This window comes from Rhizobium etli 8C-3 (assembly GCF_001908375.1).
In the GTDB taxonomy this organism is placed as follows: domain Bacteria; phylum Pseudomonadota; class Alphaproteobacteria; order Rhizobiales; family Rhizobiaceae; genus Rhizobium; species Rhizobium etli_B.
In genome coordinates this window covers 2572564-2594090 of the sequence record NZ_CP017241.1, presented here as the reverse complement: position 1 = coordinate 2594090, position 21527 = coordinate 2572564, and the positions used below count along the sequence as shown (strand labels likewise).

Below are 21527 nucleotides of genomic sequence, written 5' to 3'. Positions count from 1 at the left end.
CCCGAAGAGATTTGAAGAATACAAAGGCAGGACGAGACCATGACCATGATCCAATGCATTTCGCCGGTCGACGGATCGGTATACGCGGAGCGTCCGGCGCTCTCGCTGGAGGCGGCGAGGGATGTTGTTGCCCGCGCCCGCAAGGCGCAGAGGGCTTGGGCGAAGCGGCCGCTGGAAGAGCGCGTACAGCTTGTGCTGAAGGGTGCTGCGCGTCTCAACGAGATGTCCGATCGCGTCGTGCCGGAACTCGCCTGGCAGATGGGTCGGCCGGTCAAGTATGGCGGCGAATACAGAGGCTTCAACGAGCGCTCCAACTATGTCGCCTCTATCGCTGCCGACGCGCTGGCGCCGCTTGTTGTCGAACAAAGTGACAAGTTCGAGCGCCGTATCGAGCGTGAAGCCCATGGCGTCGTGTTCGTGATCGCCCCGTGGAACTATCCTTATATGACGGCGATCAACACGATCGCACCGGCGCTGATGGCGGGCAATACCGTCATCTTGAAACACGCCTCGCAGACGCTGCTCGTCGGCGAGCGGCTGGTTCAGGCCTTTGTCGAGGCAGGTGTTCCGGAAGACGTCTTCCAGAACGTCTTTCTCGACCATGAAACGACGTCGGCGCTGATCGCCGCCGGCAGCTTCAATTTCGTCAATTTCACCGGATCCGTCGAGGGTGGTCGTTCCATGGAGCGGGCCGCAGCCGGGACCTTTACGGGCCTCGGGCTCGAACTCGGCGGCAAGGATCCGGGCTACGTCATGGAAGATGCCGATCTCGATGCGGCCGTCGATACGCTGATGGATGGCGCGACCTACAATTCCGGCCAATGCTGCTGCGGCATCGAGCGCATCTACGTGCATGAATCGCTTTATGGCAGCTTTGTCGAAAAGTCGGTCGCATGGGTTTCCAATTACAAGCTCGGCAATCCGCTCGATGCGGAAACTTCGCTCGGTCCAATGGCGAACAAGCGTTTCGCCAAAGTGGTGCGCGAGCAGATCGCCGACGCGGTTTCCAAGGGCGCCAAGGCACTCGTCGATCCGAAGCTCTTCCCGGCCGATGACGGCGGCGCCTATCTCGCACCGCAGATCCTCGTCGACGTCGACCATTCCATGGCGTTCATGCGCGAAGAGACTTTCGGCCCGGCGGTCGGCATCATGAAGGTAAAGAGCGACGAGGAAGCACTGGCTTTGATGAACGACAGCCAGTACGGCCTTACCGCATCGCTCTGGACGAAGGATGCCGAGCGGGCAGCGCGGCTCGGCCGCGAGATCGAAACCGGCACCGTTTTCATGAACCGCGCAGACTATCTCGACCCGGCGCTCTGCTGGACCGGCGTCAAGGAGACGGGCCGCGGCGGCTCGCTGTCGATCATCGGCTTTTACAATCTGACGCGCCCGAAATCCTTCCACCTCAAGAAAGTCACAGCATGAGCAGCAGCAATATTACCGCCAACTGGAGCTATCCGACATCAGTCAAGCTCGGCCGCGGCCGCATCAAGGAGCTGGCCGACGCCTGCAAGAGCCTCGGCATGAAGAAGCCGCTGCTGATTACCGATCGCGGCCTGGCCCCGATGGCGATTACCAAGAACGCGCTCGACATCCTGGAAGATTCAGGTCTCGGCCGCGCGATCTTCGCAGACGTCGATCCGAACCCGAACGAGAAGAACCTCGAGGCAGGCGTCAGGGCTTTCAAGGACGGCGGCCATGACGGCGTCGTCGCTTTCGGCGGCGGTTCGGGCCTCGATCTCGGCAAGTGCGTCGCCTTCATGGCCGGCCAGACGCGTCCAGTCTGGGATTTCGAGGATATTGGGGACTGGTGGACGCGTGCGAGCATCGAGGGCATTGCGCCGATCGTTGCGGTGCCGACGACGGCCGGCACTGGCTCGGAGGTCGGCCGCGCCAGCGTCATCACCAATTCCACAACACATGTGAAGAAGATCATTTTCCATCCGAAATTTCTGCCGGGCGTCGTCATCGCCGATCCGGAGCTGACGGTCGGCATGCCGAAGATCATCACCGCCGGGACCGGGATGGATGCATTTGCGCATTGCCTGGAAGCCTATTGCTCGCCATTTTATCATCCGATGTCTGCCGGTATCGCGCTGGAAGGCATGCGCCTTGTCAAGGAATTCCTGCCGCGTGCCTATAAGGAAGGAACCGACCTCGAAGCCCGCGCCAACATGATGGCCGCCGCCGCCATGGGCGCCGTCGCCTTCCAGAAGGGCCTTGGCGCCATCCATGCGCTGTCGCATCCGATCGGCGCCGTCTACAACACCCATCACGGCATGACCAATGCCGTCGTGATGCCGGCGGTGCTGCGTTTCAACCGCGCCGCCATCGAAGAAAAGATCGCACGTGCTGCCGCCTATCTCGGCATTTCCGGCGGCTTCGACGGTTTTTATGAATACGTGCTGAAGCTTCGCGCAGAACTCGGGGTTCCGGGAAGCCTTTCGGCCATGGGGATCGCACCGGACCGGATCGACGAGCTCTCTGCGATGGCAATCGAAGATCCGAGCGCGGGCGGCAATCCCGTCGAAATGACGCTCGAAAATACCAGGACGCTGTTCAAGGACTGCTTCTGATCACACAGGCGGACCGTCAAGACTGGCCTGGAAAGCCCGAGCTTTCCGGGCCTTTCTCGTTTTCGGCATCCCGATTTCTTAGGATGTGAAAGATTGAGGCTGCAATTTCGGCGCGATTGTTTGGATTTTGTTAACCATCATCGGAAAGGATACGTTAACGCACGATGAACCCGAAAGTGCGCAAGAAAGCGACATCCGGCTCGCGACATTTCCTTCGAGGATTCAACATGCCAGTCATCACATTTGCAAACACCAAGGGCGGAGCAGGCAAGACCACGGCCGTCCTTCTGCTCGCGACGGAACTTGCACGCAAGGGCTACCGCATCACCATTCTCGACGCCGATCCTCAGCACTGGATTTCCCGCTGGCACGAGATTTCAGGCCATGTGCCGAATATTCAGGTCATCGATTTCGTGACGTCCGCCTCGCTTCCGCAACACGTCAGTGAGAACAAGCATTCCACGGACTACTTTATCATCGACCTGCCAGGGGCCCGCAATCCCTTGCTGGCCACCGCAGTCGGCCTTTCCGACCATGTGCTGATCCCGATCCAGGGCTGTGCCATGGATGCGCGCGGCGGGGCGCAGGTGCTGGAATTGCTGCAGTATCTGGATGAGAAGGCGGGCATCAGGATCGGGCATTCGGTGGTGCTTACCCGTGTCAGTTCAATGGTGACCACCCGCGCACTGCAACTTGTCAAGACGCTGCTCAACGAGCGGAACGTTCCGATCCTCGATACGGCGATCATCGAGCGTGCGGCATTCCGCGATATCTTCGATTGCGGCGGTACGCTGCAGGATATGGACCCGATGCGGGTTTCCAATCTCGAGAAGGCCTGCGAGAACGCGCTCTGTTTTGCCGAAGAGATTATTCGCAAGGTACCGGTCAAGCTTCCCGCTTCCGCACGGATAACCGGACCGCTCATCCGTTCGGCGGCTTGAACACTGGGGATGCTCAGAACCAGCCGCCGGAGCGATCCGGCGGTTTTTTTGTTGGAACTGAGCGCAAGCTTTTGTCGTGGCGGAGGCAGGTCTGTCTCTTCTCCGGGGAAACGGAAAGAAGGTGCCGCCAGCCAGAAACGGGCAGAGGCTTGCCCTGCCGCTGACGAAAATTCAATCGACGAACTCGACCGTCACGCCGGGCTTCACCATCTTGGCGAGCTCCGTGGCATCCCAGTTCGTCAGACGAATGCAGCCGTGGCTCTGGGTGCGGCCGATCTTCGATGGTTCCGGTGTGCCGTGAATGCCGTAGGTCGGCCTCGAAAGAGCGATCCAGACGGTGCCGACGGGTCCGTTCGGGCCGGGCGGGATATTCAGGATGCGGTCGTTAGCGCCTTGCTGGAAATTGATCTTCGGGTTGTATGTGTAGCCGGGGTTCAGAGCGACCCGTTCAACGTTGACGAGGCCGGAGGGCGAAGGAGTATCGCTGGAGCCGATCGAGGCGGGATAGGCGGCGACGAGAGCGCCAGTCGCGTCATAGGCGAAGACCTGCTTCTTGGCCTTGTCGGCAAGGATCTTTGCGACGGTGCCGCTCTTGGCTTGCCCGGGATTGACGACCTTGATGATCGTGCCGGGCACGGTGAAGTCTGCGCCCGGGTTCATTTCCTTGAGGAAGGCTTCGTCCATATGGAAGCGCTCGGCAAGCATTTCGGTCGTCGAGGTATAGGCCATGGAAGGCAGAAGCGCCTTTTGCGAATAGTCTTCCGGAATTGCGGCCACGTAGGGTCCGGCGGCATCTGCCGGCGTGATCGTGTAGCTGGTGACGGGTAATCCCCCCGACAGGCGAAGCTGCTCGAGGATCGCATCAGTATTGTTGGGGTCGAGCCGTTCCCCGGTCATCTGCTCATAGGCATAGATCGCCTTCGTGACGTTAGAGCCCATGTGGCCATCGATGACGCCCGGAGAAACGCCAGCGCGGTCGAGGAAGACCTGGATGGCGACGATCTCGGGCTTCGATTTTCCCTTGAGCGTGATGACCGGCTCTAATGGCGGCTGTGTTTGCAGGTCGCCCGGGAACGACTGTTCCGGTTCGATCGATGCATAGTCCTCGCTTTGCGGGTAATTTTCTGCGTTGGCGTCCGGATAGGGCTGGTCGTAAAGTGGTTCACGCTGGATTTCGGCATCGCGCGGGATGGAGCCGGTCACGGCGCCGCGCTCCACATAGCGCGGGTTGCCGTAGCCGTTGTCGGCGTAGTAGGGGTCGTTGTCGTAGGCTTCGCGGGCCGGCGGGCGCGGATAATAGCCGCTGCTGCGCATTTCCGTCGCGACGACGTTGCCGTAGCTATCGAGCAGGACGCGGTTTCCGTTGCGATCGCGCGAATAGTAGACGTCGGCGCCAGGTGGGACATAATCGATGATTGCACCGTCGGGAGTCACCATCACGACATCGCGCTGGCGGCGGCCATTCTGCTGCGCATCGGCAACCGGTGCGGCAGCTGCAAGGGCCAGCACGACTGCGGCTAAGGACATCCCCGATTTCAAAAAGCGATTCACGTCTTACACCTCGAACAGTGATTTGGCCGACACACACCTGCGAATTTTGACGCTAGTGTGGAAATTATGAATTCGTACTAAACAAAAGATGAAAATCACGCGCTTTTCTGCCTGAGGCAAAACGTTTCGTTTGGCAAGCGGGTTCCACGGCGCATCGCCGGTTGTGCGCAACCGGTTTGCCGCAATTGACGAACGTGCGGACGGATCCTAACCCTACGGCAGCTTAAAGATTGGAGGAGTTGCAATGATCGAGTTTGCCGCCGCCAAGGGGCCGCGCCTGATGCTGGATGAAACATCGATGATGGATATCGGCGGATGCTTCGTCGACGGCATCGATATTGCACCGAAGCGTGCCATCCCTGACGATGGCGATCCGCGTATCGACCACTCGCTCGAAGGCTTTCTCTTCACCTGCGGTCCGGATCACATCCGCCATCGCGAACCGATCCCGGGGCGGACGGATGGCAAGGTCTACCCGCTGCACGGTTCGGCTTCCGGTCACCCGGCCAAGGTTGTCTGGACGAAATTCGAAAACGGCAATGCCGAGTGCCGCGCCGACATCGATGTCGTCACCGTCGAAGGATTGCCGCAGCGCATCGAACGGCTTTGGCGGATCGACGGCGCGACGGGGGAGGTCTTACTGGACGACAGGATCGTCAACACCACAGATCAGGCGGTGCCCACCTTCCTCATGTATCACATGAATACCGGCGGCAAATGGCTCGACGCCGGTTCGCGGCTTCAGGGGACGATGCTGGAAGGCGGCGGTTTTCCATGGACCTTCGGCGAAGAGCTCGGCGGCCTCTTTTGCGTCGAGGCCCCGGCCATGACGGATGGCTTTGCCGAAGTCCGGCTCGGTCCGATGAAAGCGGCAGGCGGCAAGACGCTGTGCGTGCGTTTCGGCGCGGATACGCTGCCGTACCTGCAGGTCTGGCGGAACCAGAAGACGCCGGCGGACGTTTTCGGCATCGAACCGGTTTCGCATCGCTGCGTCTCGCGTAGCGAGCTTCAAGCAGGCGGCGAGTTCAACATGCTGCAACCGGGCGAGACCCGTAGCTATGCGCTTCGCTTCGCCTTCCTCTGAGCGAACTGTTGTTGACGCTTCCGGTCCCGCATCGTAGAGCTTCTGCCATCATTTTCAGGAGGAACGCGCGATGGACATCCGCCAGATCGACGACGAATATTCGGTATCGGGCCAGATAACGCTGGAAGATCTCGATCAGATCAAGGCGATGGGCTTCAAGTCGATCGTCTGCCATCGCCCGGACCAGGAAAGCCCGGACCAGACGCCGTTTTCCGTGATCGAAGCCCGCGCCAAGGAACTCGGCCTCGACATCGCGCACGTGCCTGTTGGCGCGATGGGCGTGACGGAGGAAGCCGTGCAAGGCATGGTCGACGCACTCGACGAATTTCCGCGCCCGATGCTCGGCTACTGCCGTTCCGGCGCACGCTCCACCGCAATCTATCAAAAGACCCATCATATTCGCGGCTGATCTTTTGGCGCGGCTTTCGGCCGCGCCCTTCTTTCATAAACTCAGGAGAACATCATGAGCATCAAGCGTATCGACGTCGGCGCCCGCATGAGTGGCGCGGTCATCCACGGTAACACCGTCTATCTCGCCGGCCAGGTCGGCGAAGGCGAAAGCGTGACAGATCAGTGCAAGTCGGCGCTTGCCGAAGTCGATCGTCTGCTTGCCGCTGCAGGTTCCAGCAAGTCGAAGATCCTGCAGACGTTGATCTATCTCTCCGACATTTCCTACTTTGCGGAGATGAACGCTGCCTGGGAAGCCTGGGTCGACCCGGAGAACACGCCGGCTCGCGCCACCAGCGAGGCCAAGCTTGCTGCACCGAAGTACAAGGTCGAGTTTATCGTCATCGCCGCGATCGATTGAGTTCGGCGCCAATTGCCCGTTTTAAAGCCGGTGGGTTCGCTCACCGGCTTTTTGTTTGCGCGATTTCGGTAAGCGTGCGTGTCGGCGTGATCGCCTCGGGATCAAGCTTCACCTCGATGATCGAAGGCTTGCCGCTTGCGCGCGCGCGCTCAAAGGCAGGCGCGAAGTCCCCGGTTTTCTCCACCGTTTCACCATGGCCGCCATAGGCACGGGCAAGGGCTGCGAAATCCGGATTGGTGAGATCCGTTCCGCTGACACGGCCGGGATAGTCGCGTTCCTGATGCATGCGGATCGTGCCGTAGATGCCGTTGTTGATGACAAGGGCGATGATCGGGAGGTTGTAGCGGACGGCGGTGGCGAATTCCTGCCCGTGCATCAGGAAACAGCCGTCGCCGGCAAAGCAGATGACTTCACGCTCCGGAAAAAGCCGCTTGGCGGCCACGGCAGCCGGCAGGCCGTAACCCATCGAGCCGGATGTTGGGGCCGCCTGGGTATTGAACTGCCGGAAGCGATGGAAGCGATGCAGCCAGGTGGCATAATTGCCGGCACCATTGGTGAAGATCGTGTCGGCCTTCGTGTTGCCTTCGATCCATTCCATGATCGGTCCCATGTGAACGGCGCCGGGGCCTGATTGGGGCGGCTTCGACCAGGCAAGATAGGCCTGGTGCATATGCTCCGTCCTTTCCGCCCAGCGCGGTTCGGCAGGCGCTTCGAGATCGGTAAGGGCGGCGACGAAGTCCTGCGGCGATGCGCAGATCGCCAGGTCCGGACGGTAGATGCGGCCAAGTTCGGACGGGTCAGGATAGATGTGGACGAGCGATTGCGCCGGGTAGGGGACGTTGATCAGGGTATAGCCTGACGACGGCATTTCCGACATCCGGGCGCCGAGCAGGATCAGCAAATCGCTCTCCTTGATCTCCTTCGCCAACGCCGGATTGATGCCGATGCCGACATCACCGGCATATCCCGGGTTGAGGTGATCGAAGAGCATCTGGCGGCGGAAGGAACAACCGACCGGCAGCTTGAAGCGTTCGGCAAAGATGCGGAAATCGGCAACGGCATCGGCATCCCAGCGAGTGCCGCCAACAATGACAATCGGCCGTTCGGACTTCAAGAGCCGCATGTAGAAATCGTCGACCTGACGGCGCCCCGGATGAGCGGGAACGCGGGCATAAGGCTTTGCGCGCGGCGCTTCCACCTCGTCGCGCAACATGTCTTCGGGCAGTGACAGCACGACAGGCCCGGGCCTGCCGGACGTGGCAACGGCAAAGGCGCGGGTCACGAATTCGGGAATGCGTGCCGCATCATCGATTTCACCGATCCATTTGGCATACTCGGTCAGCGCGCGGCGGAACTCGACCTCCTGGAAGGCTTCGCGCTCGCGGGCATCACGCTGGACCTGGCCGATGAAGAGGATCATCGGGATCGAATCCTGCCTGGCGATATGCAGGCCTGCCGTGGCGTTGGTGGTGCCAGGCCCGCGGGTGACAATGCAGATGCCGGGTTCGCCGGTGAGCCGACCCCAGCAATCGGCCATCATCGCGGCACCGCCTTCCTGGCGGCAGACGATCACTTCGATATCCGTGTCATAAAGCGCGTCCAGCACAGCGAGGAAGCTTTCGCCGGGCACGCAGGAAAGCCGCTTTATTCCGTTTGCCTTCAGCGCTTCGACAATCAGCTCGCCGCCGGTCTTCTTCATGATGCAGATTTCCTCTCCCGTTCAGCGCGCTCCAATGCCTCGAGCTCTGCCAGAACCTCTTCCTGATGCTCGCCGAGCCGGGGGCCCGGCCTTTGGTAACGCAGGGGCGTTTCGGAGAGCACGACCGGCGTCCTCACGCCCGGAATCATGTTTCCTGCCGCATCCGGCAGATCGATGCGCAGTCCGCGCGCCTTTATCTGCGGATCGGCGAACATCTCCTCGATCGTGTTGATTGCGCCGGCGGGTACAGCATCCTTTTCGCAGGCTTTCAGCAAGTCGGCCTTCTGCCATTTCAACGTTTCGGTCGAGATCAGGCGGCGCACTTCGTCGCGGTTGGCGACGCGGGCCTTATTGGTCGAAAAACGCTCGTCGTCGGCGATGCCATCGAGACTGAGGATCGTGCAGAGACGCCGGAACTGGTTGTCATTGCCGACGGCGAGGATCAGGTAACCGTCCGCGCTCGGCACGACCTCGTAAGGCGAGATGTTCGGATGGGCGTTTCCGAGCCGCGCCGGCGCGCGGCCGGAGATCAGGTAGTTCATGTTTTGATTGGCGAGCACGGCGGATTGCACGTCGAGCAATGCCATATCGACAAGCTGGCCTTTGCCGGTTTTCAGCGCATGGATGAGGGCTGCCTCGATTGCCGCGACAGCATAGATGCCGGTGAAGATATCGGCGATGGCCACACCTGCTTTCATCGGCTGGCGATCCGGCTCGCCGGTGATCGACATGAAGCCGGACATGCCCTGGACGATGTAGTCATAGCCCGCGAGGCTGGCATAGGGGCCAGACTGGCCGAAGCCGGTGATGGAGCAGTAGACGAGCTTGGGATTGATCTTGCGCAGGCTCTCGTAGTCGAGCCCATACTTGACGAGGCCACCGAGCTTGAAATTTTCGATCAGGACATCGGCCGTTGCCGCAAGGCGTCGCACCAGCGACTGGCCTTCCTCGGTCTTCAAATCGGCCGTGACAGAGCGCTTGTTGCGATTGGCGCAGTGATAATAGGCGGCTGAAAGGTTTTCGCCGTCGCCGCCCTCGACGAAGGGCGGCCCCCATTGGCGCGTATCGTCGCCGCCTTCCGGATTTTCGACCTTGATGACGTCTGCGCCTAGATCGGCCAATATCTGCCCGGCCCAGGGGCCGGCCAGGACGCGGGCGAGCTCGATGACCCTGAAGCCGGCAAGCGGCGGTTTCTTGCTACTTTCCGTCATGTTCCTCCCCGGAAACGGATCATGGTGCCCGCGTTGCCTCAGATGTATCGGATACGGGTTTGGATGCAAAGCGGCGCTCGCGCCAGATGATGTAAAGTCCCGATGCAATGATGATGAGAATTCCCAGCCATTTGATGGCGTCGGGAAAATCGCCGAAAACCAGCCATGCGAAGATCGTGGCCGAGACGATCTCAAAATATTGCAGCGGCGCTAAAGTCGAGGCGGGTGCGGAGCGATAGGCATAGACGCCGAGAATGCTGGCAATCGCGGCCGTTACGCCGACGCCAAGGAGCCAGACGAGACCCATCGTGGTTGGCGCCACCGGTTCGAACACATCCGAGCCGCTTCCACGGGCCAAGAAAAGCAGGACAGCACAGATGAAAAGACCCCACAGGCCCATGTGAAACTGCATCACCCATGGGTCCTCGCGCTGCGCCAGGGCCCTGTTCATCATCGCGGAGATGGCGATGCAGACTGCGCTGACGACCGGCAACAACGCCACGTAGCCGACTTCCTGGAAGCTTGGCTGAATGACCAGGATCGCGCCGAAGAAGCCGATCCCGCAGGCCGTGTAGCGCCTCCAGCCGATTGTCTCGCCCAGAAAAAGGCTGCTCAGGACTGTGAGGATGATGGGTTCGACGAAGAAGATCGCGATCGCATCTGCAACTGCCATGTATTTGAGCGTGGTGACGAACGAGATCATCGATATCGTGATGATGGCGCCGCGAATTGCGTGGAAGAGGCTCTGCCTCAAAGACGAATCCGTCAGTTTTTTGCGCCAGATGACAATGGGAAGCATGCACAGAGCCTGTATGGCAAAGCGTGCTGCGGTGATCTCCGCAGACGGAACCGTCGTGATGGCAAGCTTGGAAAAAATATCGATCAGCGGCGATACGAGCACCGAAAAAAACATGAGCATGAGGCCCATACTGACTTCGGAGGAGCTATTCTTTGTTATCGCACTGTTCATTTCCGGTCCGCTCGTCGGGGCTTGCGGTTGCGCAGTCGCACCAATCGGCAAACGCCGAAATCGCCGCTTCGGCGCCGATCTCGTTCAGAGTCTCGTGCCGCTTGTCCTGATATATTTCGGTGGTGATACGGGAGAAACCATGCTGTTTCAAATGGTTTGACAGCCACATCACGGCTTTTCCGCCATCGGTCGCCGGATCCTTTCCGCCGCCGACGAGATGGATCGGCAGATTCTTTCGCAGCCTCTCGAGGTGCCGCTTCTGCGGCGCGCGAAAGGTGAGTTGAATAATATCGAGCCAGAGAGAAACGGAAGCATCGAAGCCGCAGAGCGGATCGGCGATATATTTGTCGACTTCGGCCGGATCGCGCGAGAGCCAGTCAAATGCAGTCCGGTGGCCGGGAATGGATTTGCCCCAGACGTCGAAGGTGAGCTTCGGCATGAGGGCGCTCGGAACGTCGGAACCCTTAAGGGCTTTCTCGGCAAGCAGGATGGCTTGCGCGGCCCTGCCTGTCAGACCGACAGCGAAATTCGAATTCCACACGGCCACGGCATCAAACTTTTCCGGATAGGTCACCGCAACATTGAGGGCGATCAGCCCGCCCATGGAGTGGCCGAAGAGGATCACGGGAAGGTTCGGATGAAATCTTGCAGCATAGTCGCGCATGGCGACCGTGTCGGCAAGGACCTGCTGCATACCGTTGCGCCGGGCGAATTGGCCGATCGGCGCGCCGTTGGCCACGGTTTCGCCGTGGCCGCGGTGGTCGTGGGCATAGACATGATAGCCGCGTGCGGCCATTGCCTTGGCGAAGCGTGCGTAGCGCCTGGAATGTTCAGCAAGTCCGTGGGAGATCAGCAGGATGCCCCGCGGACGGCCGCAGGCCGCCTCATGATGAAAGGCGAGCGTCGCCTCAGGCGCCTTAAGCCATTGTGTTTTCGAAAACATTTCCATCCTCCCGCTGCAAAAGAGCAGATCGCGGGCCAAATGCAACATCCTGACGCATGTTTGCTGTGGAATTTCCTGCGAGTCCGGGTTGCACTACCTCGGGCTTCGGGTCTATTCGTTCGCGAATTGTTCTGTCTGCGGGAGTTGCGATGAGCAGGGTGTTTGTGCGTTTGGTGGCGTTTGTTCTGTCGACCGTCATGGCCGGCTTTGCGGTTGCTCAGGATGAGGGCACGCGCTTCATCCTTGCTGCAAGTTGGCAGCCGGCATTCTGCCAGGTAAACCAAAGGAAGCCGGAATGCAGGACCCAGACGAAGGACCGTTTCGACGCGACGAATTTTTCGCTCCACGGCCTTTGGCCGCTGCGGCAGAATTACTGCGGTGTACCGAAGGAGCTGCAGGCAGTCGATAAAGACGGGGATTGGAAAAGGCTGCCGGAAGTCAAGCTGACGATCGAGAATGCGTCAGCCCTTGCGAGGGCCATGCCCGGATCGCAATCGGGCCTTGAGCGGCATGAATGGACGAAGCACGGCACCTGCACGAAGATGAGCGCCGACGATTATTTCAACGTGGCGATCCGCCTGATCGATGACCTCAACGGCTCGGCCGTTCGCGATCTCTTTGCCGCAAATGTCGGCAAGAAGGTCAATGCCGATCAGATCAAGGCGGCTTTCGACAAGAGCTTCGGTGCAGGTGCAGGCGAGCGTGTGAAGATGAACTGCCGGCGCGCAGGCGACGTGCGTGTCATCGCCGAGCTGACGATCGGGCTGTCGGAGGACGCGGGCTCGGTTGTCGGCGCCGGCGCTGGCCTTGCGAAACTCATGCAAGACGCCGGCCGCACCTCCTTCGGCTGCGACGAAGGCGTTGTCGACGCTGCGGGGTTCTGAGAGTTCATCGCACGGATGGATCGAGCGCAGCTCGAACAAGAGTGGGAAAAGAAATGCGGCTTTATGACTTCGGAAGCGTCGGGGAGGCCTACCAGAGATACTCGGACGGATACGAGGCCGAATTCGTCACCAGCTGGTGTTCGAAGTCGTGGCCGGCTTCACGTCTGCCATAGGCCGTCTGTTTCATGCGACTGGGCGGAAAGCCTGACGGCAACGAGGAAATCCCTGCGTTGTCTTGTTTTTCGAACGCAGCCAAATCGATTGCCGTTCACAAAACCGGTTTCGGCGTTGCCCGAAAGCCGGCTTTCGCCTACATAGCGGCCACGGTTTTCAAAGTTTCCGCCCGGAGCAGCGTATAATGGCACGTCAGTTCATCTATCATATGGCCGGCCTCAACAAGGCCTATGGCAACAAGAAGGTGCTGGAGAACATCCACCTTTCCTTCTACCCCGATGCCAAGATCGGTATCCTCGGCCCGAACGGCGCCGGTAAGTCCACCGTTCTGCGCATCATGGCCGGTCTCGACAAGGAATATACCGGGGAAGCCTGGCTCGCCGAAGGCGCAACGCTCGGCTACCTGGCGCAGGAGCCGCAGCTCGACGCGTCGAAGACGGTGCTCGAAAACGTCATGGAAGGTGTGGCTTCCAAAAAGGCGATCCTCGACCGCTACAACGAACTGATGATGAACTATTCCGACGAGACGGCGGAAGAGGGGGCGAAGCTCCAGGACATTATCGACAGCCAGAACCTCTGGGACCTGGAAAGCCAGGTCGAAATGGCGATGGACGCGCTGCGCTGCCCCCCGGGCGATGCTTCAGTCGACAATCTTTCGGGCGGCGAAAAGCGCCGCGTGGCGCTCTGCCGCCTGCTGCTTGCCCAGCCGGATCTGCTGCTTCTCGATGAACCGACGAACCATCTCGATGCCGAGACGATCGCCTGGCTCGAAAAGCACTTGCGCGAATATCCAGGTTCCGTGCTGATGATCACCCACGACCGCTACTTTCTGGACAATGTCACCGGCTGGATCCTCGAGCTCGACCGCGGCCGCGGCATTCCCTACGAGGGAAATTATTCGGCTTATCTGCAGGCGAAGGCCAAGCGCATGCAGCAGGAGGGCCGCGAAGAGGCCTCCCGCCAGAAGGCTCTGTCTCGTGAGCAGGAATGGATTGCGTCAAGTCCGAAAGCGCGTCAGGCAAAGTCGAAGGCGCGTATCCGCGCCTATGACGAACTGGTGGCGGCAGCCGCCGACCGTCGTCCGGGCGACTCCCAGATCGTCATCCCGGTCGGTGAACGTCTCGGTCAGGTCGTCATCGAGGCGGAGAATCTCACCAAGGGATACGGCGATACCGTCCTGATCGAGAACCTGAGCTTCAAGCTGCCCCCCGGCGGCATCGTCGGCGTCATCGGCCCTAACGGTGCCGGCAAGACGACGCTTTTCCGCATGATCACGGGCCAGGAAAAGCCGGACAGTGGTGAAATCCGCATCGGCGATACCGTCGATCTCGGCTATGTCGACCAGAGCCGGGATGCGCTCAACGGCAACAAGACCGTCTGGGAAGAGATCTCCAGCGGCAACGACATCATCAAGCTCGGCAAGCACGAAGTGAATTCGCGCGCCTATTGCGGCGCCTTCAACTTCAAGGGCGGCGACCAGCAGCAGAAGGTCGGCACGCTTTCCGGCGGCCAGCGCAACCGCGTCCATCTTGCCAAGATGCTGAAGGCCGGCGGCAACGTCATCCTGCTCGACGAACCGACCAACGATCTCGATACGGAAACGCTGGCGGCGCTTGAGGACGCGCTCGAAAACTTCGCGGGCTGCGCTGTTATCATCAGCCACGACCGCATGTTCCTCGACCGGCTTGCAACGCATATCCTCGCCTTCGAGGGCGACAGCCATGTCGAATGGTTCGAAGGCAACTTCGAAGACTACGAGCAGGACAAGATGCGTCGCCTCGGCGCGGATTCGGTCAATCCGAAGCGGGTGACCTACAAGCGCCTGACGCGCTGAACGTCAGCGACGAGCCATTAGATCAGAAGCCCCGGCAATCGCCGGGGTTTTGTGTTTTTGTCGGTCGCTTTCAGACCAGTGAATTTCGTGAACAGAGAGGATTCCGGCTTGCCATGTCTCCTCAAATCACATAAAGATATCTTTATATGTTGATTGGGTCGGAATATGGCTGAAGCTGTGAAGCTTGGATTGGATGGGCTGGTGGACGTCTTGAAGGCGGCCGGTGAGCCGACGCGTCTGCGGCTTCTGGCGCTTCTTGCCGCCGGCGACCTGACGGTGACCGATCTTACGGAAATCCTCGGACAGTCGCAGCCGCGCATCTCCCGGCATCTGAAGCTGCTCGGTGAGGCCGACCTCATCGATCGCTATCAGGAAGGCGCCTGGGCCTATTTCCGGCTGAGGCAGGATGGCAAGGCGGCGGCGCTGGTGCGCCTTCTGCTGACACACGCTTCCCAGAACGATCCGGTGTTCTTGCGCGATGGCGAGCGGCTTTTAGCCGTGAAGCGTCAGAGGGCAGAGCGGGCGCAGGCCTATTTCAGTCGCAATGCCGCTGAATGGGACGAGCTTCGGCGCCTGCATGCCGCCGACGAAGAGGTGGATGCCGCGGTCATCAAGCTCCTCGGTGACCAGCCGGTCCATTCGCTGCTTGATCTCGGCACGGGGACCGGCCGCATGCTCGAGCTGCTTTGCGGCCTCTATCGCCGGGCGATCGGCGTCGATGCCAGCCGCGACATGCTGAGTGTCGCCCGCGCCAATCTCGACAGGGCAGGCATCACCAAGGCATCGGTGCGGCATGCCGACATCCTGAACCTGCCGTTCGAGGGGCAGGATTTCGATCTCGTCACCATTCATCAGGTGCTGCACTTCTTCGATCAGCCGGAAATCGCGATTGCCGAGGCGGCGAGGATGCTGGCACCTGGTGGGCGTCTCATGGTCATCGATCTTGCGCCGCATGGGCTTGAATATCTTCGCGACGAGCACGCGCACGTCCGCCTTGGTTTCTCGCATCAGTCGATGACCGACTGGCTGCGCAGGACGGGGCTCGACGTGGAGCAGGCCGTCGATCTACATCCGGGTCAGCCGGGCGAGAAGGGGCTTACAGTCACGATCTGGCTTGCGCGCGATCCCAGGCGCCTCATTGCATCCGAAGGCGCCGAAACAGTATTGGCCGGGGAGGTATGATATGGCTTTGAACACCGGAGACCGCCGCAATATCGGCATTTCCTTCGAATTTTTCCCGCCGAAGTCGGAGGAGATGGAAGGCCAGCTCTGGAAGACGGTGGCCGAGCTGCAGGACTGGGATCCGGATTTCGTCTCGGTGACCTATGGCGCCGGGGGCACCACAAAGGCGCCGACGCTGACGGCCGTGACGCGGTTCCTCAACGAGACGCCGCTTGCGACGGCGTCGCATCTCACCTGCGTGGGCGCCACGAAGGAAGAGACGCACCAGGTGATCGACCATTTCCGCAAGGCCGGCGTGAAGCACTTCGTGGCGCTGCGCGGCGATGCGCCGGGCGGGGCAGGGGTGCCTTACGAGCCTCATCCGGGCGGCTACGCCAATGCGGCCGAACTGGTGGCCGGCCTTCGCGAAATCGGCGATTTCGAGATTTCGGTGTCCGCCTATCCGGAGAAGCATCCGGAGAGCCTGGACGTGGCGGCCGATATCGACATGCTGAAGCGAAAGGCCGACAACGGCGCGGACCGCGCATTGACGCAATTCTTCTTCGATAACGACAACTTCGAGCGCTACCTGGAGAAGGTGCGGCGCTCTGGCGTCAAAATTCCGATCGTGCCCGGCATCATGCCGATCCAGAACCTGACGCAGCTGAAACGATTTGCCAGCGCATGCGGCACGGTGATCCCGGCCTTTCTCGATGAGCGCTTTGCCGGTCTCGACGACAAGGTGGAGGAGCGGGCCAAGGTTGCCGTTGATGTCGCCGTCGAGCAGATCGAGGATCTCGTTCGCCGCGGGTTAAACGAGTTTCATCTCTATACGATGAACCGCTCGCCGTTGGTTTCAGCCGTCCTCACCAATCTCGGCCTCAGGCGAGAGGGCGCAAAGAGGGCAGCGGGCGCGGCTGCCTGAGGGCACCGGCAATCGGCATCCAATAAAAAAGCGCATGTCTGGCGGTGACATGCGCTTTTTAATTGGCTGAACTGTTAGCTTGTCAGGAGCTAGGTATTCCAGTCATAGGGTTCGCCGACCGCTCAAATAAAGAGCATGGACAAGACGAACGCGAACGCTGCACTGACCAACAGGACATTCAAGGATCGTGTGATACCCATGTCTGCCTCCTCGCGTTAACCGGCATATAATATGTCTGAATTGTGTCGCGTGGAAAGCGGTTTCTATGCTGCAGCGCAGCGGCGAACTGCGGATGAGCCGAGTTCTGATCAGCTAAGCGATTGAAACGAAGTGCTAAATTGGAACGAAAATTTGTTCACACATTTTAACCGTGCGTTAAATTGGGCGATTGCCCGTTAACGGTGACGGCGACATAAAGGCATGACCGGAACCATTTGATATAACGCGGGAAATCGAAACCGCGCCCCGTCATGTTCCGGGGCGCGATCGAATTGCGCGGTCTTTACGAAAATCAACTGGTCAGAGCGCGCCGAGCAGGCCGGGCGTCGCCCAGCCATCGGCCGGCATTCCGAGACGCTGCTGCTCCCTCTGAATCGCGACACGCGTGCCGGAACCCAGGATGCCGTCTATCTGGCCGACATCGTGGCCCTTAGACTGCAGCTTGGTCTGCAACTGCTTCATCTGGTCATTCGCAAGGCCCTGTTCCGGTGTCCCCTTGAGATAAGGCTGCGCACCGCCAAAGCGGGTGGCGAAATATGCGGCCGAGGTCGTGTAGATGAATGACTTGTTCCACTCGAGATAGATCTTGAAGTTCGGATAGGCGATAAAGGCCGGTCCGTGACGGCCTTGCGGAAGAACGAGGTCACCCTCCAGATTGCCGAAGCTGGTGTTGCCGTCACGCGGTTGGACACCGAGCGCGAACCACTCGCCCGCCGTCATGGTGCCGCCGAGACCCGATTTTTCCCAGGGAAGATTTTCTGGCAAGGTGACTTCCTGCAGCCAGGGCTGGCCGCGCTTGAAGCCGAGATGCTGGATGAACTTAGCAGCCGTCAGGATTGCGTCCGCGCCGCTCTCCTTCAGCCGCACATGGCCATCGCCGTCGCCATCCATGCCGTATGCGACGATGTCGCGCGGAAGCATCTGCACCTGGCCGATTTCGCCCGCCCATGCGCCGGTATTGGTCGCCGGGTCAAGGTCGCCGTGCTGGACCATTTCGATGAGCGCGATCAATTGCGGGCGGAAGAGTTCGGGGCGGCGGCAGTCATGCGCCAGCGTGACGAGCGCGTTGCGCGTATTGAAATCGCCCTGAACCGCGCCGAAGTCCGTTTCCATTGCCCAGAAGGCGGTGATGACGCCCGGGGCGACGCCATAGTCCTGCTCGGCCCTGGCAAAGACGTCTGCGAACTGTTTCAGCTTCTGGCGGCCGATATCGAGACGGGCCTGACTGACGGTACGCTGGGAAAACTCAAGGAAGGTCTGCTTGAAAACGCCCTGCGCGCGGTCCCGGCTAAGAACCTTCGGATCGATCTGCGCACCGGCGAGCGCCTTGTCGGCAGCTTCGGCCGAAGCGCCGGCGGCGATCGCATCGGCCTTTACGCCCGCCAGAAATTCGGCAAGGTCGCCGGCGCAAGCCACGGGAGGAGCCTGAGGCGTTGCGGCTGGTGGAGGGGAGGCCGCCGGCGCCATTGCCTGCTGCTGAGCCAGCGCCGTGGTTGCCGCGGTGATTGCAAACAAGAGAGCAAGTGCAGAGCGGCTTGCGAGCGAGCGGTGCATGAGATCGTCCTTATATCCGAAATATGTCCGTTGCTTTCACAGATGAATGTGACGGAAGCAAGAAAGATCGGCGGACGTTACTAAGAATTCTTGTCCTTAGAAACGGAAGCCACCCAGTTGGTCCAGTTCTTTGAGGAGCCCGCGAACACATTGATGTCGGCGGGGCCTTTAATGCCGGGGATCACGCCGGTCGACGTGTACTGCCAGAAGGCCCAGCGGCGGTCGGCATAGGTGACTTCCGGGTGCTTGGCCACCGAGCGGACCCAGAAGTGATAGTCCTGGAAATAACCCTGCAGATTGTCGCGGTGGAAATCGACCGATGTATAGATGATCGGCCGCTTGCCGTAATAGGCTTCGAGGCGGTCCATGAAGCGCTGCATCTGAGCGCGGACGGTCGCCGGGTCCGGCCGAAAGCGGCAGGTCTTCGATTCGCCGTTCCATTCGACGTCCAGGACCGGGGGCAGGCGCATCGAGTCCCGCGGGACGTTGCGGATGAACCAGTCGGCCTGCTCATCGGCCGACGAGCAGAAATAATAGAAATGATAGGGCGCATGCGGGATGCCGACGGCGCGGGCGCGCTGCCAGTATTCATTGAAGCGCGGGTCGAACCTGTCCTTGCCCTCGGTCGCCTTGATGAAGGCAAAGGCGACGCCGGAGGTCTTCACCGTCTGCCAATCGATGTCGCCCTGCCACTTGGAGATGTCGATGCCGTGAACCTCGTTCCGATGCGGATGCTTCTCCCCGAAATCCTGGGGGTCGGTATCCTTGAATCGGGTCTTCGGTTTTATGGATGCGGTTTCAAGATAATCGTATCCCGATGAAGTACAGCCGGCCAACATGATGGCCAATGGCAATACAACAAACAAAATCCGGCGCATAAATGTCCCGTCGTGGACCGAATGATCGACTTGCCCCACAGCTTGACCTTCGAAAGACGAGTTTCAGTAGAGGAATCCCCCTCTTTGAACATATCAACGTAAAAATTCGGTTAGTTTCAAGTCAATTGTGAAGGTCGGGCGATGATTGCCGCCCGCCAGGCGTAGCCGCCGCCGATCGTCTCGAACGACAATCTCGCGTTGTTTTCATGGGCTTGGGCTTCCAGCACCTCGCGCAGATCGGCGCGAGGCATCACGTGAAATTTTGCAAGCCATGACTTCAGCACTGCCTTGAACCAGCCCGGCAGGCCCTCCTGCTGGCCGAAATCGACGATATGCAGTTGTCCGCCAGGGTTCAATGCGGCGATTGCGGCAGCCACGGCGCGTTCCCAATCGGGAATCATCGACAGAGCATAAGAAATGAGGATCCGGTCGAAGCCGCCGACACCAAATTCCCGCGGAGTGAAGGCGGTCGCGTCGGCTACGCGAAAATCGGCAACCGCAAGCTTCGTGGCGAATGTTTTGCGCGCTGAAATCAGCATTTCCTGCGAAATGTCGAGGCCGTAGAGCCTGGCGGCGGGGAACAGCCGGTGTGCGAGCACCAGATTGCGGCCCGTGCCGCAGCCGACTTCGAGCAGCGTACCGCCTTCCGGAACGTCCAGATTGCGGATCGTACGGTCGCGGCCGAGCAGGTAGTATTTGCGCGTCAGATCATAGATATGGCGCTGGTGGCGATACATGCCGTCCATGAGATTGGCATGTTTCTCGTCCAGGATGGAGCGGATCTCGGTCACGCGTTCTTTCCGTAGATGTGGAAGCCGCCGTAGATGGCAGAACGGTCGAGCGCGGTCATATCTTTGGATTTCTCCTCGAAATATTGCCATCGGTCGCGAATCGACGCGGAAAGACGGCCCTCGATGACGCTTTTTTCGGCCGCGGTGCGAAAGATGACGCGGGCGCCGGGGCGGGCGGTGCGGGTAATCTCGGCCCAGAGCTCGTTCATCTGCTGGTCCGTCATCCAGTCCTGTGCATCGAGCAGGATATAACGGTCGCGAGAGGCGGCGGGTTCCTTGGTGAGAAGCTCGGTAAAGCTTGCGTGATGGACGTTGACGCGATCGACATTGGCGCGGATGACCTCGTAGTGCTGCCGCTTCAGATAGGTCGGCAGCGGGCCTTCGTCATCGGTGGCATAACGGCGACCAAAAGCCTGCCAGGCGAAATAGTTTTCGCTCATCGGAAAATGGCAGGCGAGCTTTTCGAGGCGATGCTTCAGCACCGGTGCGATCGACTGATCGGCGGTGAGACTGGCAAGCTCGTCATATTGCTGCGGCGGAATCCCAAGGCCGAAAAGCGAGCTCTTGCGCCCGGTAATCCATCGCACCACCGGCTTTTCGAAGAGGGGCGCAACCTGTTCGTCGAAGAACTGGCGCTGTTCGCGGATTGAGCGGGTCTTTGTCATCTCTTTGAGATCGACACCGTGCAGGCGGGCAAGCAGATGGGCCGCGCCGATGAAGCGGCCGAGCAGGCCGGTCTCGTAGAAGTTGCGGTTGAAGACGGTGACGCGGCGGCGGCCGAACTTGCGGCCGTTCCAATACGTGCGTGTCGTCCGATCGAGATTGGATGACAGGAAGTGGTCGAAGGCCTGGCTGTTCGAGCGCTCGTTGGGCATGGCGAGGAAGCGTACGAGGTCGGTATGGCCCGGAAGATGCTTGAAGGCAGCAAGCTTCAGGCGGTTCAGCGCGACATGGTGGGGGTTGAGGTCGACCACATCGATGGAGGCCGGCGCCTTGGAGAGATAGGCGAGCATGTTGCACCCGCCCGAGCCGATCGTGACGATGCGGTGATGCGGCTGCAGTTCCATCGCTTGCATGTCGAGATCCGGATCCTCCCAGATCTGGGGATAGACGAGGCCGGAAAAGAGCAGGCCGAAAAGCCGTTCCGATAAGCCGTCCTTGGAAAATGCCTTGTGGCGGAGAAGAGCGTCCTTGAGTTTCCGGTTCTTGCGGAAGCCGGTATCCGGTGCAAATTCCGTCATTTGATTCTGTCACCCTTTTTTGTGTTCAGGGCGTGTAGCGCGTCCCTGCTACAGTTTGATGACGCAGATTGTCGGTATCGCTT

At 60.2% G+C, this 21527-nt stretch carries 19 protein-coding genes; 10 read left to right on the top strand and 9 right to left on the bottom strand.

Features of this window, described 5'->3' with window-relative positions; translation table 11 throughout:
- Window positions 1-39 precede the first annotated feature (39 nt).
- From AM571_RS13115 to AM571_RS13105, 3 genes are all read left to right on the top strand, one after another.
- Window positions 40-1425, top strand: a complete 1386-nt coding sequence (locus AM571_RS13115; RefSeq protein ID WP_074061775.1) for an aldehyde dehydrogenase family protein — start codon at window positions 40-42, stop codon at window positions 1423-1425.
- Complete coding sequence (locus AM571_RS13110) at window positions 1422-2576, top strand: iron-containing alcohol dehydrogenase (RefSeq protein ID WP_074061774.1); 1155 nt, start codon at window positions 1422-1424, stop codon at window positions 2574-2576. Before AM571_RS13115 ends, AM571_RS13110 begins: the two co-directional genes overlap by 4 nt.
- Before the next feature lie 227 nt (window positions 2577-2803).
- Entirely contained in the window at window positions 2804-3517 is a 714-nt protein-coding gene (locus tag AM571_RS13105) for a ParA family protein (RefSeq protein ID WP_074063233.1), read from the top strand.
- Between the two features lie 171 nt (window positions 3518-3688).
- Here AM571_RS13105 and AM571_RS13100 read toward each other — a convergent pair whose 3' ends face one another.
- Window positions 3689-5044, bottom strand: a complete 1356-nt coding sequence (locus AM571_RS13100; protein WP_420493352.1) for a L,D-transpeptidase — start codon at window positions 5042-5044, stop codon at window positions 3689-3691.
- 268 nt (window positions 5045-5312) lie between these two features.
- Between AM571_RS13100 and AM571_RS13095 the strand changes: the two genes are divergently transcribed.
- The 3 genes from AM571_RS13095 to AM571_RS13085 all read left to right on the top strand — a co-directional run bounded on the left by AM571_RS13095 (window position 5313) and on the right by AM571_RS13085 (window position 6960).
- Entirely contained in the window at window positions 5313-6152 is an 840-nt protein-coding gene (locus tag AM571_RS13095) for a DUF4432 family protein (RefSeq protein WP_074061772.1), read from the top strand.
- Between the two features lie 70 nt (window positions 6153-6222).
- Window positions 6223-6561 (top strand): TIGR01244 family sulfur transferase, encoded by a 339-nt coding sequence (locus AM571_RS13090; protein WP_074061771.1) that lies wholly within the window; start codon window positions 6223-6225, stop codon window positions 6559-6561.
- Window positions 6562-6615: 54 nt separating this feature from the next.
- Entirely contained in the window at window positions 6616-6960 is a 345-nt protein-coding gene (locus tag AM571_RS13085) for a RidA family protein (RefSeq protein WP_074061770.1), read from the top strand.
- A gap of 40 nt (window positions 6961-7000) precedes the next feature.
- Here the strand turns inward: AM571_RS13085 and AM571_RS13080 are convergent, their stop codons facing one another.
- The 4 genes from AM571_RS13080 to AM571_RS13065 are packed head-to-tail and all read right to left on the bottom strand — an operon-like array spanning window position 7001 to window position 11783.
- Complete coding sequence (locus tag AM571_RS13080) at window positions 7001-8659, bottom strand: thiamine pyrophosphate-binding protein (RefSeq protein WP_074061769.1); 1659 nt, start codon at window positions 8657-8659, stop codon at window positions 7001-7003.
- On the bottom strand, window positions 8656-9870 hold the full coding sequence (locus tag AM571_RS13075; protein WP_074061768.1) for a CaiB/BaiF CoA transferase family protein: 1215 nt from the start codon (window positions 9868-9870) through the stop codon (window positions 8656-8658). The genes AM571_RS13080 and AM571_RS13075 overlap by 4 nt, the downstream gene beginning before the upstream one ends.
- A gap of 19 nt (window positions 9871-9889) precedes the next feature.
- The gene (locus AM571_RS13070; RefSeq protein WP_074061767.1) at window positions 9890-10840 is read right to left on the bottom strand and encodes a DMT family transporter; all 951 of its coding nucleotides are present in this window, start codon (window positions 10838-10840) and stop codon (window positions 9890-9892) included.
- Window positions 10815-11783: an alpha/beta hydrolase gene (locus AM571_RS13065; RefSeq protein ID WP_074063232.1), complete on the bottom strand. Its 969-nt coding sequence runs from the start codon at window positions 11781-11783 to the stop codon at window positions 10815-10817. Before AM571_RS13065 ends, AM571_RS13070 begins: the two co-directional genes overlap by 26 nt.
- 149 nt (window positions 11784-11932) lie before the next feature.
- Here AM571_RS13065 and AM571_RS13060 point away from each other — a divergent pair, with 149 nt between their 5' ends.
- The 4 genes from AM571_RS13060 to metF all read left to right on the top strand — a co-directional run bounded on the left by AM571_RS13060 (window position 11933) and on the right by metF (window position 16761).
- On the top strand, window positions 11933-12667 hold the full coding sequence (locus AM571_RS13060) for a ribonuclease T2 family protein (protein WP_074061766.1): 735 nt from the start codon (window positions 11933-11935) through the stop codon (window positions 12665-12667).
- A 358-nt stretch (window positions 12668-13025) separates the two neighbouring features.
- On the top strand, window positions 13026-14675 hold the full coding sequence (gene ettA, locus AM571_RS13055) for an energy-dependent translational throttle protein EttA (RefSeq protein WP_074061765.1): 1650 nt from the start codon (window positions 13026-13028) through the stop codon (window positions 14673-14675).
- A 165-nt stretch (window positions 14676-14840) separates the two neighbouring features.
- A complete protein-coding gene (locus AM571_RS13050; protein WP_074061764.1) occupies window positions 14841-15857 on the top strand; it encodes an ArsR/SmtB family transcription factor in 1017 nt (338 codons plus the stop codon).
- A gap of 1 nt (window position 15858) precedes the next feature.
- Window positions 15859-16761, top strand: a complete 903-nt coding sequence (gene metF / locus AM571_RS13045; protein WP_074061763.1) for a methylenetetrahydrofolate reductase [NAD(P)H] — start codon at window positions 15859-15861, stop codon at window positions 16759-16761.
- Between the two features lie 519 nt (window positions 16762-17280).
- Here metF and AM571_RS13040 read toward each other — a convergent pair.
- The 4 genes from AM571_RS13040 to AM571_RS13025 form a co-directional block, all read right to left on the bottom strand.
- Window positions 17281-18534 (bottom strand): lytic murein transglycosylase, encoded by a 1254-nt coding sequence (locus AM571_RS13040; protein ID WP_074061762.1) that lies wholly within the window; start codon window positions 18532-18534, stop codon window positions 17281-17283.
- A gap of 80 nt (window positions 18535-18614) precedes the next feature.
- A complete protein-coding gene (locus tag AM571_RS13035; RefSeq protein ID WP_074061761.1) occupies window positions 18615-19412 on the bottom strand; it encodes a GH25 family lysozyme in 798 nt (265 codons plus the stop codon).
- Between the two features lie 116 nt (window positions 19413-19528).
- Window positions 19529-20158 carry a class I SAM-dependent methyltransferase gene (locus AM571_RS13030; protein ID WP_074063231.1) on the bottom strand — a complete coding sequence of 210 codons (630 nt, stop codon included), beginning with the start codon at window positions 20156-20158 and terminating at the stop codon, window positions 19529-19531.
- Window positions 20159-20199: 41 nt separating this feature from the next.
- Window positions 20200-21444 carry a DUF3419 family protein gene (locus AM571_RS13025; protein ID WP_074061760.1) on the bottom strand — a complete coding sequence of 415 codons (1245 nt, stop codon included), beginning with the start codon at window positions 21442-21444 and terminating at the stop codon, window positions 20200-20202.
- Window positions 21445-21527: the final 83 nt, after the last annotated feature.

Coding starts and splice junctions, on each gene's coding strand:
- AM571_RS13115 (WP_074061775.1), top strand. CDS start 40: ATGACCATGATCCAATGCATTTCGCCGGTCGACGGATCGGTATACGCG.
- AM571_RS13110 (WP_074061774.1), top strand. CDS start 1,422: ATGAGCAGCAGCAATATTACCGCCAACTGGAGCTATCCGACATCAGTC.
- AM571_RS13105 (WP_074063233.1), top strand. CDS start 2,804: ATGCCAGTCATCACATTTGCAAACACCAAGGGCGGAGCAGGCAAGACC.
- AM571_RS13100 (WP_420493352.1), bottom strand. CDS start 5,044: ATGTCCTTAGCCGCAGTCGTGCTGGCCCTTGCAGCTGCCGCACCGGTT.
- AM571_RS13095 (WP_074061772.1), top strand. CDS start 5,313: ATGATCGAGTTTGCCGCCGCCAAGGGGCCGCGCCTGATGCTGGATGAA.
- AM571_RS13090 (WP_074061771.1), top strand. CDS start 6,223: ATGGACATCCGCCAGATCGACGACGAATATTCGGTATCGGGCCAGATA.
- AM571_RS13085 (WP_074061770.1), top strand. CDS start 6,616: ATGAGCATCAAGCGTATCGACGTCGGCGCCCGCATGAGTGGCGCGGTC.
- AM571_RS13080 (WP_074061769.1), bottom strand. CDS start 8,659: ATGAAGAAGACCGGCGGCGAGCTGATTGTCGAAGCGCTGAAGGCAAAC.
- AM571_RS13075 (WP_074061768.1), bottom strand. CDS start 9,870: ATGACGGAAAGTAGCAAGAAACCGCCGCTTGCCGGCTTCAGGGTCATC.
- AM571_RS13070 (WP_074061767.1), bottom strand. CDS start 10,840: ATGAACAGTGCGATAACAAAGAATAGCTCCTCCGAAGTCAGTATGGGC.
- AM571_RS13065 (WP_074063232.1), bottom strand. CDS start 11,783: ATGTTTTCGAAAACACAATGGCTTAAGGCGCCTGAGGCGACGCTCGCC.
- AM571_RS13060 (WP_074061766.1), top strand. CDS start 11,933: ATGAGCAGGGTGTTTGTGCGTTTGGTGGCGTTTGTTCTGTCGACCGTC.
- ettA (WP_074061765.1), top strand. CDS start 13,026: ATGGCACGTCAGTTCATCTATCATATGGCCGGCCTCAACAAGGCCTAT.
- AM571_RS13050 (WP_074061764.1), top strand. CDS start 14,841: ATGGCTGAAGCTGTGAAGCTTGGATTGGATGGGCTGGTGGACGTCTTG.
- metF (WP_074061763.1), top strand. CDS start 15,859: ATGGCTTTGAACACCGGAGACCGCCGCAATATCGGCATTTCCTTCGAA.
- AM571_RS13040 (WP_074061762.1), bottom strand. CDS start 18,534: ATGCACCGCTCGCTCGCAAGCCGCTCTGCACTTGCTCTCTTGTTTGCA.
- AM571_RS13035 (WP_074061761.1), bottom strand. CDS start 19,412: ATGCGCCGGATTTTGTTTGTTGTATTGCCATTGGCCATCATGTTGGCC.
- AM571_RS13030 (WP_074063231.1), bottom strand. CDS start 20,158: ATGGACGGCATGTATCGCCACCAGCGCCATATCTATGATCTGACGCGC.
- AM571_RS13025 (WP_074061760.1), bottom strand. CDS start 21,444: ATGACGGAATTTGCACCGGATACCGGCTTCCGCAAGAACCGGAAACTC.